Origin of the sequence: Streptomyces sp. NPDC017448 (assembly GCF_044330565.1) — a bacterium.
Lineage (GTDB): Bacteria > Actinomycetota > Actinomycetes > Streptomycetales > Streptomycetaceae > Streptomyces.
The window spans coordinates 178,676-194,767 of record NZ_JBIRLM010000015.1; the positions used below are offsets into that span (position 1 = coordinate 178,676).

13 protein-coding genes and 1 other RNA gene are annotated in these 16,092 nt (G+C 73.8%); 7 read left to right on the top strand and 7 right to left on the bottom strand.

The window, feature by feature from the left end:
- Positions 1-139: 139 nt before the first annotated feature.
- Genes ACH4K1_RS23755 through ACH4K1_RS23765 form a run of 3 tightly spaced genes read left to right on the top strand, consistent with a single transcriptional unit; the run spans position 140 to position 3,125 of the window.
- A complete protein-coding gene (locus ACH4K1_RS23755; RefSeq protein WP_398091318.1) occupies positions 140-976 on the top strand; it encodes a Nif3-like dinuclear metal center hexameric protein in 837 nt (278 codons plus the stop codon).
- Positions 973-1,716 carry a zinc ribbon domain-containing protein gene (locus ACH4K1_RS23760; protein ID WP_228992985.1) on the top strand — a complete coding sequence of 248 codons (744 nt, stop codon included), beginning with the start codon at positions 973-975 and terminating at the stop codon, positions 1,714-1,716. Before ACH4K1_RS23755 ends, ACH4K1_RS23760 begins: the two co-directional genes overlap by 4 nt.
- On the top strand, positions 1,716-3,125 hold the full coding sequence (locus ACH4K1_RS23765) for a bifunctional RNase H/acid phosphatase (RefSeq protein WP_398091319.1): 1,410 nt from the start codon (positions 1,716-1,718) through the stop codon (positions 3,123-3,125). The genes ACH4K1_RS23760 and ACH4K1_RS23765 overlap by 1 nt, the downstream gene beginning before the upstream one ends.
- Before the next feature lie 34 nt (positions 3,126-3,159).
- Here the strand turns inward: ACH4K1_RS23765 and eda are convergent, their stop codons facing one another.
- The 4 genes from eda to ACH4K1_RS23785 form a co-directional block, all read right to left on the bottom strand.
- Entirely contained in the window at positions 3,160-3,810 is a 651-nt protein-coding gene (eda, locus tag ACH4K1_RS23770) for a bifunctional 4-hydroxy-2-oxoglutarate aldolase/2-dehydro-3-deoxy-phosphogluconate aldolase (RefSeq protein WP_398091321.1), read from the bottom strand.
- A gap of 79 nt (positions 3,811-3,889) precedes the next feature.
- The gene (gene yaaA, locus ACH4K1_RS23775) at positions 3,890-4,690 is read right to left on the bottom strand and encodes a peroxide stress protein YaaA (protein ID WP_398091322.1); all 801 of its coding nucleotides are present in this window, start codon (positions 4,688-4,690) and stop codon (positions 3,890-3,892) included.
- Between the two features lie 12 nt (positions 4,691-4,702).
- Positions 4,703-5,650, bottom strand: coding sequence for a hypothetical protein (locus ACH4K1_RS23780; RefSeq protein WP_398091323.1), 948 nt, complete (start codon positions 5,648-5,650; stop codon positions 4,703-4,705).
- Positions 5,647-6,396, bottom strand: a complete 750-nt coding sequence (locus tag ACH4K1_RS23785; protein ID WP_398091324.1) for a MerR family transcriptional regulator — start codon at positions 6,394-6,396, stop codon at positions 5,647-5,649. The genes ACH4K1_RS23780 and ACH4K1_RS23785 overlap by 4 nt, the downstream gene beginning before the upstream one ends.
- Before the next feature lie 477 nt (positions 6,397-6,873).
- On the opposite strand from ACH4K1_RS23785, the gene rnpB reads away from it, so the two are divergent.
- An RNA gene (rnpB, locus tag ACH4K1_RS23790) (RNase P RNA component class A) lies at positions 6,874-7,281 on the top strand.
- Positions 7,282-7,363: 82 nt separating this feature from the next.
- Here rnpB and ACH4K1_RS23795 read toward each other — a convergent pair.
- Entirely contained in the window at positions 7,364-7,885 is a 522-nt protein-coding gene (locus tag ACH4K1_RS23795) for a hypothetical protein (RefSeq protein WP_398091326.1), read from the bottom strand.
- Between the two features lie 446 nt (positions 7,886-8,331).
- Here ACH4K1_RS23795 and ACH4K1_RS23800 point away from each other — a divergent pair, with 446 nt between their 5' ends.
- The 3 genes from ACH4K1_RS23800 to ACH4K1_RS23810 all read left to right on the top strand — a co-directional run bounded on the left by ACH4K1_RS23800 (position 8,332) and on the right by ACH4K1_RS23810 (position 14,374).
- Positions 8,332-12,366: a polymorphic toxin-type HINT domain-containing protein gene (locus ACH4K1_RS23800; protein ID WP_398091328.1), complete on the top strand. Its 4,035-nt coding sequence runs from the start codon at positions 8,332-8,334 to the stop codon at positions 12,364-12,366.
- Positions 12,367-12,452: 86 nt separating this feature from the next.
- Positions 12,453-13,619, top strand: a complete 1,167-nt coding sequence (locus ACH4K1_RS23805; RefSeq protein WP_398091329.1) for a DUF6183 family protein — start codon at positions 12,453-12,455, stop codon at positions 13,617-13,619.
- 233 nt (positions 13,620-13,852) lie between these two features.
- Complete coding sequence (locus tag ACH4K1_RS23810; RefSeq protein ID WP_398091331.1) at positions 13,853-14,374, top strand: GNAT family N-acetyltransferase; 522 nt, start codon at positions 13,853-13,855, stop codon at positions 14,372-14,374.
- Positions 14,375-14,404: 30 nt separating this feature from the next.
- Here the strand turns inward: ACH4K1_RS23810 and ACH4K1_RS23815 are convergent, their stop codons facing one another.
- Entirely contained in the window at positions 14,405-15,307 is a 903-nt protein-coding gene (locus ACH4K1_RS23815; RefSeq protein ID WP_398091333.1) for a glycosyltransferase family 2 protein, read from the bottom strand.
- A gap of 79 nt (positions 15,308-15,386) precedes the next feature.
- Complete coding sequence (locus tag ACH4K1_RS23820; RefSeq protein WP_398091335.1) at positions 15,387-15,941, bottom strand: GNAT family N-acetyltransferase; 555 nt, start codon at positions 15,939-15,941, stop codon at positions 15,387-15,389.
- Positions 15,942-16,092: the final 151 nt, after the last annotated feature.

The window sequence follows — 16,092 nt, forward strand, 5'->3', positions numbered from 1 at the left end:
CCGCGGGGGGGCCGGCGGGGGGGCGGGGGGCCGGGCGGCGGGCCCGGGCGCGCGCCGGGCCGCCGGGGCCCGCCGCCCGCGGCGGCGGGGCCGGGCGCCCCGGGGCGCCCGGCCGCGTCGGACAGGTAGCCTTTCCCCCGTGCCCCGTCTGTCTGAAGTCATCGCCGCCCTCGACGCCCTCTGGCCGCCCGAGCGGGCCGAGGGGTGGGACGCGGTCGGGACGGTCTGCGGCGACCCGGACGCGGAGATCGACCGGGTGCTGTTCGCCGTCGACCCGGTCCGCGAGATCGCCGAGGAGGCCCGTGAGCTCGGCGCCCAGCTGATCGTCACCCACCATCCGCTCTACCTGCGCGGGACGACGACGGTCGCCGCCGACACCTTCAAGGGCCGGGTCGTCCACACCCTCATCAAGCACGACATCGCGCTCCACGTCGCGCACACCAACGCCGACACCGCCGACCCCGGCGTCTCCGACGCCCTCGCCGGGGCCCTGGACCTGCGCGTCACCGGCCCCCTCGTACCGGACCCGACCGACCCGCACGGGCGGCGCGGCCTCGGCCGGATCTGCGAACTGGACCACCCCGAGACCCTGGCCGCCTTCGCCGCCCGGGCCGCGGCCCGGCTCCCCGCCACCGCGCAGGGCATCCGGCTGGCCGGCGACCCGGAGGCGCTCGTGCGCACCGTCGCCGTCAGCGGCGGTTCCGGCGACAGCCTCTTCGACGCCGTGCGCGCCGCGGGCGTCGACGCCTTCCTCACCGCCGACCTGCGCCACCACCCGGCGTCCGAGGCCGTGCAGCACACGCCGCTCGGCCTCGTCGACGCCGCGCACTGGGCCACCGAGCAGCCCTGGTGCGAGCAGGCGGCCGCCCAGCTCGACGCGCTTTCCGACCGCCACGGATGGGGCCTGCGGGTCCACGTCTCGAAGCAGGTCACCGATCCCTGGACCACCCACCATTCCTCTGGAGCCCCCAACTGAACGCCGCGCCCGCCGACCAGATCCGACTTCTCGACGTCCAGGCCCTCGACACCCGGCTCGCCCAGCTCGCCCACAAGCGGTCCTCGCTGCCGGAGCACGCCGAGATCGAGCAGCTCGGCAGCGACCTCGCCCAGCTGCGCGACCTGCTGGTCGCCTCCACCACCGAGGAGAGCGACACCGCCCGCGAGCAGACCAAGGCCGAGCAGGACGTGGACCAGGTGCGCCAGCGCGCCGTCCGCGACCAGCAGCGCCTGGACTCCGGTGCGGTCTCCTCGCCCAAGGACCTGGAGAGCCTCCAGCGCGAGATCGCCTCGCTCGCCAAGCGCCAGGGCGACCTGGAGGACGTCGTCCTGGAGATCATGGAGCGCCGCGAGGCCGCCCAGGAGCGCGTCACCGAGCTGACCGAGCGGGTTTCCGCCGTCCAGGCCAAGGTCGACGCCGCCACCGCCCGCCGTGACGCCGCCACCGCCGAACTGGACGCCGAAGCCGCCACGGTGGCCAAGGACCGCCAGGTCGTGGCCGAGGTCGTCCCCGCCGACCTGATGAAGCTGTACGACAAGCTCCGCGCCCAGCAGGGCGGGGTCGGCGCCGCCCGGCTCTACCAGCGCCGCTGCGAGGGCTGCCGGCTGGAGCTGAACATGGCCGAGGTCAACGAGGTGAAGGCCGCGTCCCCCGAGACGGTCCTGCGCTGCGAGAACTGCCACCGGATCCTGGTCCGCACCGCGGAGTCGGGCCTGTAATGAGCGTCGTCCACCAGGTGGTGGTCGAGGCCGACGGCGGTTCCCGGGGCAACCCGGGCCCCGCCGGCTACGGCGCGGTCGTCATCGACCCGGCCACCGGTGAGCCGCTGGCCGAGGCCGCCGAGTACATCGGCGTCGCGACCAACAACGTCGCCGAGTACCGGGGGCTGATCGCCGGTCTGACCGCCGCGAAGGCGCTGTTCCCGGACGCCGGGGACGCCCTGCGGGTCCACGTCCGGATGGACTCCAAGCTCGTGGTCGAGCAGATGTCGGGCCGTTGGAAGATCAAGCACCCCGACATGAAGCCCCTGGCGGCCCGGGCCGCCGCGATCCTGCCGCCGTCCCGGGTGACGTACGAGTGGATCCCGCGCGCGCAGAACAAGCACGCGGACCGGCTCGCCAACGAGGCGATGGACGCGGGCCGCGACGGGCGGCAGTGGGAGGCGGCCGCCTCGACCGCCGCCCTCGACGCCCCGGGCGCCCGCACCGCGAGCGCCCCGCCTCCGGCGCAGGGCCCGCCCGGCGACCAGGCCGCGGGTGCGGCCAGGGCCCGCGCGGCGCTGGCCGCGGCGCGGGGCGGCGGGGCCCCCGAAGGGCTCTTCCCGCTGCCGGGGGCCGGTGAACCGGACGCGCCGGTTCCGGACGCCGCGGCGCCCGTGCGACTCGCCCCGGCGGCTTCCGTGCCGGACCCGGCAGTCTCCGTACCGGACCCGCAGGGGAGGGCCGCCGCCCCGCTGGAGACGGCCGGCACTCCGCAGGCCGGCTGGGGCTCCGCGTCCGACCTGGGGGCTCCCGCCACCCTCGTGCTGCTCCGACACGGCGAGACCGCCCTCACGCCCCAGAAGCGGTTCTCCGGCAGCGGCGGCACCGACCCCGAGCTGTCGGCCGCCGGCCGCGGCCAGGCCGAGCGCGCGGCGGAGCACTTCGCCGCCCTGGGCGCGGTCCAGGAGATCGTCGCCTCCCCGCTGCGCCGCTGCCGCGAGACCGCCGCCGCCGTCGCCGCCCGCCTCGGCCTGGACGTCCGCATCGACGAGGGGCTGCGCGAGACGGACTTCGGGGCGTGGGAGGGGCTGACCTTCGGAGAGGTGCGGGAGCGGTACGGCGACGACCTCACCGCCTGGCTGGCCTCCCCGGACACCGCCCCGACCGGGGGCGGCGAGAGCTTCGCGGAGGTGGCCGAGCGGGTCGCCGCGGCCCGGGACCGGATCGTCGCGCGGTGCGCGGGCCGCACGGTCCTGCTCGTCACCCACGTGACGCCGATCAAGACGCTCGTCCGGCTCGCCCTGGGAGCCCCGCCCGAGGCGCTGTTCCGGATGGAGCTGTCGGCGGCCTCGATCTCCACCGTCGCGTACTACGGCGACGGCAACGCCTCCGTACGCCTGCTCAACGACACCTCGCACCTGCGTTAGCGGGGGCGGGAGGGCGTCCGGCGGCGCCGGGGGGTCACGGGGCGAGCGCCGCCGCCTCGGCGGCCAGACGGGCCACCCGGTCCCAGTCCTTCGCCGCCACCGCGTCGCCCGGCACCATCCAACTGCCGCCCACACAGCCGACGTTGGGCAGGGCGAGATAGGAGGGTGCGGAGGCGGCCGAGATCCCGCCGGTCGGGCAGAACCGGGCCTGGGGGAGCGGCGCGGACAGGGCCTTGAGATAGGCCGTGCCGCCCGCCGCCTCGGCCGGGAAGAACTTCATCTCGACCACCCCGCGCTCCAGCAGGGCCACCACTTCGGAGGTGGTCGAGACGCCCGGCAGGAACGGCACGCCGGACGCCTTCATCGCCTCCAGCAGTGCGTCCGTCCACCCCGGGCTGACCAGGAACCCGGCCCCGGCGTCGACGGTGTCCCGCACGTGCTGCGGCGAGAGCACCGTGCCCGCCCCGACCACCGCGCCCGGCACCTCGGCGGCCATGGCCCGGATCGAGGCCAGGGCGGCGGGCGTCCGCAGCGTCACCTCGATCGCGGGCAGCCCGCCCGCCACCAGCGCCCGCGCCAGCGGCACCGCGTCGGCCGCGTCGTGCAGGACGACGACGGGGATGACGGGCGCGAGATCCAGGACGGAGGCGTCGGAGGGGGCGGCGGGAGCGGAGGAGGAGGTCATGGGGCCATCCTGCCGCGAGCGGGCCAGTCTCTGCAACGAGCGTTGCGCAGAGTGCAACGGTGGGGCGGGAGGGAGGAGGTCAGTGGATCTCCGTCACCACCACGTCCAGCGACCACGGCCGCCCGGCCCGCGCGGGGGCCTGGGCCTCCACCGTGTACCCGAGGTCCCGCAGCGCCTCCACCAGCTGCGCCGGGCCCTCGGGCCGTGCGCGGGCCAGCAGGAGATCGCGCACCAGCCGGCCCTTGGTCGCCTTGTTGAAGTGGCTCACCACGGAGCGCTTCTCCACGCCGTCCACGGTCTGCGCGTGGAGCACCCGCACGCTCGCCGTCCGCGACGCCACCTCGCCCTTCGGCTTCCACGCCGCCGTGTACGCGGAGGACCGCAGGTCCAGGACGAGCCCGTTCCCGGCGGCCTCGGGCAGCACGCTCTCCATCGGGGTGCGCCAGTACGCCCCGAGCGCGCCGAGCCCGGGCAGCTTCACCCCCATCGAGCAGCGGTAGGGCGGAATCCGGTCGCCGATCCGGACCGCGCCCCACAGCCCCGAGAAGACCAGCAGCGATGCCGCCGCCCGCCGCCGGGCGCCCGCCTCCAGGGAGGCCAGGTCGAGCGCGTCGTACAGGACCCCGGTGTACAGCTCCCCGGCCGGCCGGGTCCCGGCGGTGCGCAGCTCGGCGTTCTTCCCCACCTCGCCCGCCAGGCCCACGCTCAGCCCCAGCACCTCCCGGGCCTTCTCCTCGTCCGCCCGGCACAGCTCCACCAGCTCGTCCAGCACCGCCGCACGGGCCGGGCCGAGCCCCGGCAGCGACAGCGACTCCTGCTTCAGGGGAGCCCCGCGCCCCGAAGCGGCCTTTCCTTCGGAGGGCGGCAACAGCACGAGCACGGCGGTTCTCCTTCATACGTACGGCGAGCGCGGACCCGGTGGGCGTGCGGGCCCCCGGTCCCCGGCAAGGGTACGGGGGCGCGGCGGCGCACCGGCCGCCGTCGTCCCGCGCTCCGCAGGCCCCCGCCGGGCGAGCGCGGCGACCACCGCCCGGGGGTCGTCCGCGTGGAAGCGGAGAGTCCGGGCGCTCCCGCGCCGGCCGAGCGGCCGCACGAACTCCACCGGCTCCGTCAGCTCCACGCTCACCGTCGTCCCGCTCCCCACCGCCAGGTCGAGCGCTCCCTCCTCGTCCACCCGCAGCAGCCCCCCGTCGGTGAAGCGCCGCTCCACCCGCGCGGAGGCGATCACCACGGCCGGCACCCGGAGGTCGAACAGCGCCCCGTACCGCAGCCGCAGCGCCCCGTCCGCCGCCACCACGTGGGGCCGGGTCGCACAGGCCGCGTGCAGGGCGAGGACGAGGAGGATTCCGTACACGCCGATCACCAGCACGATCGCGTGGACCAGCGGCCAGGGGATCACCAGCGCCAGCACCACGGTCTCCACGGCGGAGGCGAGCAGGAGCACCCCCATGGTCCAGGTCTGCGGCTCGGTGTACGCGAACGGCCGGGAGCCCGCCGGAAGCCGGTGGCGCCGGCGCAGGAGCCACAGCCCGAGACTGTGCACCGCCCGGAACTCGTGCACCACCAGCCGCCGCACGCCCACCGGTACCACGGCACGCAGCGCCGCCGCGCCGGCCTCCCGCCGCCCGTCACCGGCTCGCCGCCGGTCGGCGTACAGGGGCCGCAGGGCGTGGACCTCCAGCGCGAGCATCCCCACGACCAGCGCCTCGGCCCCGAACAGGACGGGGGCCGGGAACCGCACCCCCGCCACGAGGCAGACCGCCAACGCCAGTTCGCAGGACAGCACCGCCCCCATCGCGATCCGCGCCCCCCGCGGCCCCGCCGTTCTTCCCGCGCTCATGACCTCCCCCTTCTCCGCACCCGCTCGACCAGCCCCTCCATCACCCGGCGCACCACCTCGCGCTGCGCGGGCGGGTAGTCGTCGAGCAGTACCCGACCGACCCCGGTGGCGGACGGCTCCCCGTCGGGGATGACGGCCAGGACCTCGTCCGGTACGGCGGCGGTCAGCTCGGCCGCCAGCGGTGCGATCCGCGGGTCGTCCACCCGGGCCCCGTCCAGCTCGTCCAACCGCTCGTACAACCCGAGCACGGCCGGGTCCTCGGCCAGCGGCCGCAGCACCGTGAACACCGCGGCCCCGGCCTCGTCGCCCGCCGCGTCCAGCAGCGCCAGGTGCTCGCGGTCCTTCGCGGCAGCCGGGGAGGCGGTGGCGGGCGCGTGTTCCAGGAGCGCGGCGAGGGCGGGGGAGAGCGGCCCGTCCGAGGTGGGCGGCGCCTCCAGCAGCGCGGCCAGGACCTGCCGCCGCCCGTGGATCTCCCCCTCCTGCCGCGCCAGGTCGGCGTCCAGCTCCCCGAGCACCTCGGCCAGTTCCCGCCCCGCGTCGTCGGCGAGCACGTCCCGCACCTCGTCCAGCGAGAGTCCGAGCTCCGTCAGCCGCCGGATCCGGGCCAGCAGCACGGCGTCGCGGACGGTGTACGTCCGATAGCCGTTGGCCCGCCGCGCGGGCTCGGGCAGCAGCCCGATGTGGTGGTAGTGCCGCACGGTCCGGGAGGTGACTCCCACCAGTGCGGCGATCTCTCCGATACGCATGCGGTCAGTAGAAAGGCTGACGTCGCGACAAGGTCAAGGGCGCACGTGCCGCTCACCCGGGCGGAAGCCGGCCCGGAGGAGTCCCGGCCCCGGCCGCACCGGAAGGCTTCCGGCTCCGTCCGCTCATCGACCGGGACGACCGTGCGGCGGTCCGGTTCAGCGGCCCGGAGAGCGACGGCCACCGCCCCCACCGCACCCGGTACGTACGGAAAACCGCTTCCGCCGCCCGGCCCCTTCGCCGTCGGCCGGGAGGGCGGGGACCTCGGCCGGGAGGGCACGGACTCCGGCCGGGAGGGCACGGACTCCGGCCGGGAGGGCACGGACTCCGGCCAGGAAGGCACGGACTCCGGCCAGGAAGGCACGGACTCCGGCCAGGAAGGCACGGACTCCGGCCAGGAAGGCACGGCCTTCGGCCGGGGAGGGCGGGGACCTCGGTCGAGCTGCCCGTACGGCCCGGTACGATGGCGGTACGGCAGACGAGTCGGCCGGACGGCCGCGTGAGGATCCCCGGATTCTCCCGAGGAACGTCCGGGCTCCACAGAGCAGGGTGGTGGCTAACGGCCACCCGGGGTGACCCGCGGGACAGTGCCACAGAAAGCAGACCGCCCGTGACTCCGGTCGCGGGTAAGGGTGAAACGGTGGTGTAAGAGACCACCAGCGCCTGAGGTGACTCAGGCGGCTAGGTAAACCCCACTCGGAGCAAGGTCAAAAGGGGCCGTGCCGGAAACGGGACGGCTCTGCGTGAACGTTCGAGGGCTGCTCGCCCGAGTTCACGGGTAGACCGCAGGAGGCCGGCAGCAATGCCGGTCCTAGATGGATGGCCGTCTCCCCGGCCGCCGCGAGGCGACCGGGCGACAGAACCCGGCGTACAGGCCGGCTCGTCTGCCATTCCCCCGCTTTCGGCCGCCGGGCCCCTCCGGGCCGGCGGTCCTCTGTGCGATGAGGCCGCCGGGACGGGTCGGAAGCCTCAGCCGGTGACGCGGAGCTCGACCAGTACGGCGTCCGCCCCCTCGACACCCTCGCCGACGCCCTTGAGCGTGTCCTTCGCTACGTCGACGGTCTGGGTCTTGCCTTCGCTGGACAGATCCGCGCTGACGGGGCGGTCCGCCGTCTGGACGGCGAAGACCTGCGGCACTTCGAGCGTCAGAAAGCCCTTGCTCGCCGTCGCGCGGAAGCAGAACCTCGACCCCTCGTCGCCCTGACGGCTCCAGATCCGGATCTGATCGGGCGTCTCGTCACAGGTGGCCAGGACGATGTGGCCGTCGCCCCGGAACAGCTTGAGCCCACGGGTCTGCTCGATCTTGTCGGCACCGGGGTAGGCGAAGTCCTCGACCGCGTACGGCGGAGCCTCCGCGGTGGCCGCCGCGGACTGCTGCGTCTTCTCGTCGGGGGACACCGCGTTGGCGACGGCGAGCGTCGACCAGCCCAGTGCGGCGGCGGTGGCGCCCACGAGCGACGGAATCAGGATTCTTCGGAGGCGGAACGCCATGGTTCGTCCATTCGTCTGGCCGGGCGGCGCCCGGTTGGCGAGGTATCCCCAGAAAAAAGTTGAGGGGAATGTGAAGGAAAGGTATCCCCGTCGCGGCGCACAAACCAATGTGACCGGGGTCACCTTTCGGTCAATTGGCGCGCGTGGCTGGGTGATTGCCGAAGGTAGTATACGCGGGATTGAGGGGGGAAGGTCTTTCGGGGGATGGTAAAGCGTCGCCTTTAAGGGCAGTTTGCTGCATTTATGGCCCTGAACGGTCATTGATGCGTCTTGTGCGTGGTTCGCCATCTTCACGGATGTGGGGAAAGTGCGCCAACCCTTTCTCTCCGTCCCGATAAGAACCAGCCGAAGGATTACGTAAATTGATAGAGAGACAGAGGCAGCGAGCGCCCGGCGGGGGCCGGACGGCGCTTTCCGGATCACGTGCGGTCGCCGTGGGGCGGCCGGTGCGCGGTGGTGGTTCGCGGACGGGGCTGGGCGCCCTGTGCCTGAGCCTGCTGCTGGCGCTCCTCGTCGGACTCGTCGGCCCCAGCCCCTGGGCCGGAGAAGCAGTTGCCGCTGACAGCGGGACGTCTCAGGAAGGGGACTACCTTCCCGCGACCGACCGCGGCCGGGTGATGGAGCTGTGGAAGTCGGGCGGGCCCGGCGTCAAAGCAGCCGCCGAGGTCGCTCTGCTCGGCTCGGATGCCGACGTGCGCCAGTTCCTGGACCACGAGAACGAGATCGCCCAACTCAGCGACGCGCGCGTCGAGACAGTTCAGATCTTTTCGGCGGGAGGCCGCGCCGTACGTGAGGCGGCGCAGACGGCACTGGCCGGTTCGCCCGCGGATCTGACCGCGTTTCTGGCGGACGGTTGGAAGGCGCCGCTCGAGGAGGACCAGCGGGTCCGTGCCGTGCAGCTCATCTCCGCCGGCGGGCGGGGAGTGAAGGCCGCTGGTACCAAGGCGTTGAACGGCACCATCGAGGACGTACGCAGGTTCATAGCCGAGGGGCAGTACGCGGCCCGGGAGCAGGACGACCGCGTCCTCGTCGTCCAGATCCTGAGCACGGGTGGGCCTGCCGTGCAGCAGGCGGCCAAGACCGCGATGAACGGTTCCATCCAGGACGTACGCGAGTTCCTGCTCGTGGGCCAGCACATCGCGCGCAGCCGCGACCAGGAACTGGCCACCATCTCCGAACTGGTCGCGCTGGCCGAGGAGGCCGGGCGTCAGGCCAAGGTGGAGACCGAAGCGGCCAAGGAGGCGTCGGCGCGGGCGATCGCCGCCACCAAGCTCGCCAAGGAGGCGGCGGAGACCGCCGCAGCGGAGACCGCCGCGGCCCGGGACGACGCGAAGCGGGCATCCAACGCCGCAGGTCGCGCGGCGGATGCGGCGAACGGCGCCGCCAAGGCTGCGCAGGAGGCCATCAGCTCGGCTCGTGCCGCGAACACATCGGCCCGTATCGCCGCCAATGCCGCATCACAGGCGGCGTCCGCGGCGTCCGCAGCCGCGCAGGCCGCGTCCAACGCACGCAACGCCGCTGCGGCAGCAGCCACCGACGCGAGCAAGGCGTCCGCCGCGCGTGCCGCGGCCGAGGGAGCGCGCAAGGCCGCGGCAGGGGCCAAGAAGGCTGCCCAGGCCGCCCAGTTCGCCGGCACCGCCGCGACCGAGGCCGGCAACGCCGCGAAGGCCGCCGCCGGTGCCGGATCGCACGCGAACGCCGCCGCGGTCGCCGCCGAGGCGGCCAGCGGTCAGGCGAACGTGTCCAGCGCGCAGGCGCAGCGGGCGAAGGCCGCCGCTGCCGACGCGCGCCGCCACGCGGCCGCGGCCAGCGCCGCCGCCGCGCGGGCTGAGTCCCTGGCGGCCAAGTCCGCCAAGGCCGCTTACGAGGCACGGGACGCGGCCAACTCGGCCGCCGAACATGCCGAGAAGGCCGCGACCGCCGCAGACGAGGCGGCCGAACACGCGGGGGAAGCGGCCACCGCCGCCGCCGAGTCGACCAAGCACGCCGCAGCGGCCAAGTCCGCCGCGGACGCGGCGACGGCCGCCGTAGCCAAGGCCCGTGTCGCCTTCGACCTGGCTCGCGAGGTGGAGGCCGCCGAGCTGGCGGACCGCACCACCACCGCCCTGGAAGAGGCGAAGGCGGCCAAGATCGCCGTCGATGAGCGCAGGGCCGCAGCGCAGAAGGCGATCGCCCAGGCACAGGAGAACGATCGGGAGGCCGAGCAGCTCGCCACGGAGGTTTCGCAGCCGGACGTGGACTTCGCCGCCGTGGCCCCCAAGGCCCGCAAGATCGCCCTGCACATGGCCAGAACGGCACGTGCCGCGGGCGCCACGGCTGCTGAGGTCGCGCTGTCGGGCTCCGACCGCGCGGTCGTCGAGTACGTCCGTACGGGGCGGGAGCTGGCGCGTCGGCACGACGAGCTCGATCGTGTCACCCAGCTCGCCTGGGACTCGGAGTACGAAGCGGTGCGGAGTGCCGCACAGGTGACGCTCGGCAAGGACGCGGCCGCCGTCAGCGCCTTCCTGGAGACCGGCCAGCACCAGGCGGCCGCCCCCGACTACCGCATCAGGGTCGTCCAGCTCATGAACGGAGCCGGACCGGGCGTCACGAAGGACGCCGAAGCCGCCCTGAACGCCGGCACGACCGACGCGCTGCGGGACTTCGTCGCGAAGGGCTACTACAGCGCCCGGAGCGCGGACGAGCGCGTGCGTGCCGTCCAGCTTGTGCAGAGCGGTGGCCCCGAGCTCAAGGCCGCCGCCCAGATCGCGCTGGCCGGTCCTGCGGAGATGCTGCACGACTTCATCGAGGTCGGTCAGTACCGCGCGGCGCGCGCGGACTTGCTGACGGCCACGCATGTGGGCCGTGTCCAGCGGCTGATCGCGGGCGCTGCGAGCGTGGCCGCGACGGCGCAGAAGAACGCCTTGCTGGCCGCCAAGGTGGCCGCCGAAGCCCGTAAGGCCGCCGCGGAAGCGCAGGAATACGCGCGCCAGGCGTCGGAGTCGGCGTTGAAGGCCGACCAGTACGCCGAGGACGCCCGCAACTCCGCGCGGGATGCCGAGGCTTCGGCCGCGCAGGCGGCCAGTTCCGCCAAGACGGCACGTGACGCCGAGGCCCAGGCGCACAACGCCGCACAGCGGGCGACCAACTCGGCCGCCCAGGCCGAGAGGTCCGCCGCCAGCGCCCAGGTCTCCGCCAGCAACGCATGGGCCTCGGCCAACGCCGCGCGCGCCTCCGCGGAAGCCGCCGGCAAGGACGCCGCCGCCGCCGAGAAGGCGGCCAAGGACGCACTGATCATCGCCGTCGAGAAGAAGCAGGCCGAGGAGGAGGCCAAGCTCAAGAGCGAGGAGGCCCGGCAGTACCGGGAGGAGACCAAGGCGTTCAACAAGTGGCTGGAGGAGAGCGACGACATCGACTGGGGGGCGGTCCTCTCCGAGGGCGGTCACTTCGCGCTCGACGTCCTCGGCCTCATCCCCGGCTTCGGTGAGATCGCCGACGGTGCGAACTGTGCCTGGTACGGGGGAGAGTCCGCGTCCGGCAACACGGACGCACTGGGCGACGCCGCTCTGTCGTGCGCGTCCATGGTTCCGGGCCTCGGATACGGTGCCAGCGCCGTCAAGTTCGGCAAGTGGGGCGACAAGGCCAGCGGCTTCTTCAAGTCACTGTTCAGCAAGGGCGGCAAGGCCCTCCGCAAGTGCAACAGCTTCACTCCGCAGACGCCCGTCCGCATGGGCGACGGCAGCACCAAGCAGATCAAGGAACTCCGGGTCGGGGACCGGGTTCTCGCCACGGACCCGGTCACGCGGAAGACCGGACAGCGTCCGGTCGACAACGTGTTCACCAGCAAGGGCCTGAAGAGCCTGGTGACCATCACGGTGGACGAGGACGGTTCGGCGGGCGACGCGGTCGGCACGTTCACGGCCACGGCGGGGCACCCCGTCTGGACCGCCAACCGCAAGCACTGGGTGAACGCCGAGGACCTCGTCACCGGGGACCGGCTGCGCACGCCCGACGGCACGACCGCGACGGTCGTGGGGACCCGGGGCGAAACCCGTGTCCAGCAGGTGTTCAACCTGTCGGTGCAGGACCTCAACACCTACTACGTGCTCGCCGGTGAGACCCCGGTGCTCGTGCACAACGCGACCTGCCCCGTGGCCTTCGCCGACCTCGGCGACGGCAACTTCATGTCGCCCGGGGGGCTGATCTACGGCGCCGACAAGAAGCACGGGCACAAGATCGACCACATCCTCGCGCACACCGTCGCGGACCCGGACCGGATCACGCACACCGTGTTCACCGAGATCGACCCGATCAAGCTCCTGGACCTCGTGGACGATGCGTGGATCAGGAAGGGGCGGGCCATCACGGATCCGAACGACTCCTTCAAGTTCATCATCCCGATGGACAAGGTGATCGGCACGAAGGGCGAGGATCACATCCAGATGATCGTCGACCCCGCCACCAACCTGATTCTCAGCGCCTACCCGGCCGCCAGACGGTAGTCGCCGAATCGGCTCCGTTAGACTTGGCCGACGCCCAGGCGTCGGCCAAGTCGTCGGCGTACGCACGTGAAACGAGGTTCTTCGCGGTGAGTACAGCACTGTCCCGAACGGTGGCAGGGCTGTCCGCGGCCGGCCCGGCGGACCTCTCCGCCCTCGGCAGGGAAATCCGGTCGCGCGTCTCCGCGGGCGACTGCGGATGGGCCGGTGAGCTGGGGGCCGAGCTCGTCTCCCGGTCTTCCGGGGCGGAGTCCCGGAACCACGGGGTCGTCCTCGACGACATTCTGCGGGCGCTCGCCGCCGAACCGGGACCGGACAGCCTTCGCGCGCTGCTGCGGGTGCCGGTGTCGCTCAGCGCCGATACGGCGGAACGACTCCGGGCCGAGCGACGACTCGCGGCGCTGATCGCCCACGGGCACCGGATCGAGGACGTCGAACAGACGATGTTCACTGAGCGGAACGCCTCGGTCCACCGCGGAGAACTCACCGCATGCCTGGTCCACGAATACGTGCTCGCGGGCGCTCCGGTGGAGAGCTTTCCCGGGTTTTCCGCCCGCGCGGCGTCACTCGTCGCCGAAGGGCATCCGCTCGGCGCGCTTCCGCCGGCTCTGCTGCCTGTGGAGTCCGGGCTGTGCCGTCCCCCGGACGCGGGAGACGGCTGGACGTGGGCGATGCCGCCCTGGCGCACCACGGCCCTCGCCACGCAGCCGCTGAAGGCCACCGCGCCGATGCGGCGGCGCACGGCGGCTGTCGACCTGACGGAGATCAGTGGGCCCGCCTTCACCGAGGCCGCGGGAGCCGCCGTACAGCACTGGTGTGCCCAGTCCAACGGGAAGATCGCGGCGCAGGAGTTCTGGACCCCGGACCCGGTCCGGGCCGAGGACTTCCCGGCGGTTCTGGAACGGCTGCCGCTCACCGCCTGGCCGGCGGAGGAGGGCCCCTCCGAACCGCACCCGGCCACTTCGGACACGGTGTTCCGCACGCTCCTCACCGCCGCGGTACGGTCACCCGCGTACGGCTCCGGCCTCCACGGGGCGTACGGGCGGCTCGCCGCCTGGCGCTCGCTCGCCGGTCTGACCGACGTCCCGACGGACAGGCCGCTCGCCGAGGTGGCGGAGGCGGCCGGGCGGACGACCTGGCTCCGTATGGCCCCGAGTTCCTCGTGGTTCTACGAGATCGTGTGGGACCTCGCCGTCGCCGCGCTCCGCCCGGACGGGCAGGGGATCGCGGTGCTGGCCGCCACCGACACCGACTAGCCGCGCCTGCCGGACGTAGCCGGACCGGACACGCCGGTCACCGCTCTGCCGCCCCCGGGCGTGACTCGACCGTTGCCGGCCGTCGCGCGCCCCGCCGGGGCGGCTCGGCACGTGCCCGGTGAGGTCGCGTTATTCCAGCTGCGCACAAGACCTTCGGCATGTTCTCATCACCGCTGATCGAGCGTCGGCCGGGACCGGCGGGCGCCGAACCGACAGAGCGGGGAGACGGGACGATGAGCGCCACGGAAAGCACCGGAGCCGAGCGGCCGGACCATCGGGGCGTACTGCTGCGCCCGGCGACCACCGAGGACGCCGAGGCCGTCACGCGGGTCTTCCTGGACTCCCGTGCCGCTGCCATGCCGTATCTGGCCCGGCTCCACAGCGACGAGGACACCCTCGCCTGGATCACCCATGTCGTGCTGCCCACCAGTACCGGGGTGTGGGTGGCCGAGGAAGCGCGAGAGGGTGGGGAACTGCTCGGGTTCGCCGTGCTCGCCGGGGGCGGGGGGCCCGACGTGGACGGGGAACTCGATCACCTCTATCTGCGGCCCGACGCGCTGCGGCGGGGGATCGGGAGCCGGCTGCTGGCCGAGGTGCGCGGCGCGGCGAAGGGGGCGCTGAGCCTGTACGTGTTCCAGCGCAACGCCGCCGCCCGCGCCTTCTACGAACGGCACGGGTTCACCGCCGTCGCGTTCGACGACGGCGCTCGCAACGAGGAGAACGAACCCGATGTCCTGTACCGCTGGAGCCCGTGATCGCCGGGGGCCGCGGCTCCTGGGAGCGGGTCAGATGACCGGCGGGCGGCCCAACCGGGTCATCCGCCAGACCGTCGACCACCGCATCGGTCGTCGCTCGCCGCACGGGGTGCGGACGCCCTCCGCGAAGCCGCCCGCCCAGGCGCGCAGGCCCTTCGGGTCGCGGGTGCGGGCGAGGGTGAGCAGGGTCCAGGTGGAGAGGTAGGCGGGGACCAGGGGGAGGGGCAGGTTGCGGCGGGCCAGCCAGACGCGGTTGCGGGCCGTCATCCGGTAGTAGACCGCGTGCCGGGCGGGGGACGTCTTCGGGTGCTGGAGCAGCAGCCGGGGGTCGTACTCCACCTTCCAGCCCGCGTCGAGCGCGCGCCAGGCGAGATCGGTCTCCTCGTGGGTGAAGAAGAACTCGGCGGGCCAGAGGCCGGTCTGCGCCAGCATCCTCATGGAGAACGCGTGGCCGCCGCCGAGGAACGCCGTGACCGGGCCGCCCCGCATCGGGTCGCCGGCCCGCAGCCGGGGCACGTGCCGCCGCTGGGTCTCGCCGTGCTCGTCGGCGATCCGGAAGCCGACGATGCCGAGCCGGTCGTCGGCCGCGAAGTGGTCCCGGACCCGGCGCAGGACATCCTTGTCGACCAGCAGCCCGTCGTCGTCCAGCTCGACCACCACGTCCACGTCGCCGATCTCGGCGAGCCTGCGCAGCCCCTCGTTCCGGCCGCCGGGGCACCCGAGGTTCTCCGGCAGTTCGATGGTGGTCACCCCGCCGTCGAGATCCTCCAGGCCGGGGGTGGAGGCGTAGTCCGGGAGGGCCGTGCCGTTGCCGATGATCACGAGGCGGGTGGGCCGGACATCCTGCATGGCGACCGACGCCAGCAGCGCCTCGACCGCTTGCGGGCGGTCCCCCATGGTCACGATGGATACGCCGATGCGTGGTGCGGACAAGTTCGGTACTCCTGGTGCTGGGCTGCCGGTCGTCGGCTGCTGGTCGGCAGCGGTGCCCGCGATCGTAACGCCTCGCTGTTCAGTTCGCGGTCGCCGCCCGGCCGTCCACGGGTCCGTCGGTGTTCAGCAGCGTGTACACGTCCACGTCGCGCCGCTCGTCGCCGACCCGCTGCCGGCCGCGCAGCAGACCCGCCCGCCGGAAGCCGGCCTCCTCGGCGACCCGGGCGGAGGCGGTGTTCCACGGCTCGATGTAGAGCTGGAGGCGGGGGATGCCGAGGTCGCGCAGGGCCCACCCGGACACCGTGCGCAGCGCGGCGCGGGCCACGCCCTGGCCGCGCGCGGACGGGGCGAGCCAGTAGCCGAGCGAGGCGCGGCCCTGGGGCAGCTCGTGCAGCCAGAGCCCGATCGCGCCGACCGGACGCCGGTCCCGGGAGCGGACGACGGCGAACGGGTACCCCGCCCCGGTCGCCGCGCGCTCCCACTGCCGGCGGACGAACGCCTCGGCGGCCACGTCCGAGTAGCGGGCCGGGACGGTGGTGACCAGCGGGATGTACGGGTCGCGGGAGGCTTCGCGGACCAGGGGGAGGTCGCTCATCTCCCAGGGGCGCAGGACGAAATCGGGACCGGCGGACATGCTCGGGACGGTCAGCGGCGCGGGGACGGGGCCGGGGGGGGGCCCCGCCCCCCCCCCCCCCCCCCCCTAAGGGGGGGGGTGGGGGGCGGGGCCCCCTGGCCGAATTAACCCCCCCCCCGGCCTGTTAGCCCCCCCCCCCCCCCCCCCCCCC

Excerpts from the sequence above, each read along its gene's own strand:
- ACH4K1_RS23810 (WP_398091331.1), top strand. The coding sequence starts at position 13,853 with ATGAGCGCCACGGAAAGCACCGGAGCCGAGCGGCCGGACCATCGGGGC.
- ACH4K1_RS23785 (WP_398091324.1), bottom strand. The coding sequence starts at position 6,396 with ATGCGTATCGGAGAGATCGCCGCACTGGTGGGAGTCACCTCCCGGACC.
- ACH4K1_RS23780 (WP_398091323.1), bottom strand. The coding sequence starts at position 5,650 with ATGAGCGCGGGAAGAACGGCGGGGCCGCGGGGGGCGCGGATCGCGATG.
- eda (WP_398091321.1), bottom strand. The coding sequence starts at position 3,810 with ATGACCTCCTCCTCCGCTCCCGCCGCCCCCTCCGACGCCTCCGTCCTG.
- ACH4K1_RS23765 (WP_398091319.1), top strand. The coding sequence starts at position 1,716 with ATGAGCGTCGTCCACCAGGTGGTGGTCGAGGCCGACGGCGGTTCCCGG.
- ACH4K1_RS23795 (WP_398091326.1), bottom strand. The coding sequence starts at position 7,885 with ATGGCGTTCCGCCTCCGAAGAATCCTGATTCCGTCGCTCGTGGGCGCC.
- ACH4K1_RS23820 (WP_398091335.1), bottom strand. The coding sequence starts at position 15,941 with ATGTCCGCCGGTCCCGATTTCGTCCTGCGCCCCTGGGAGATGAGCGAC.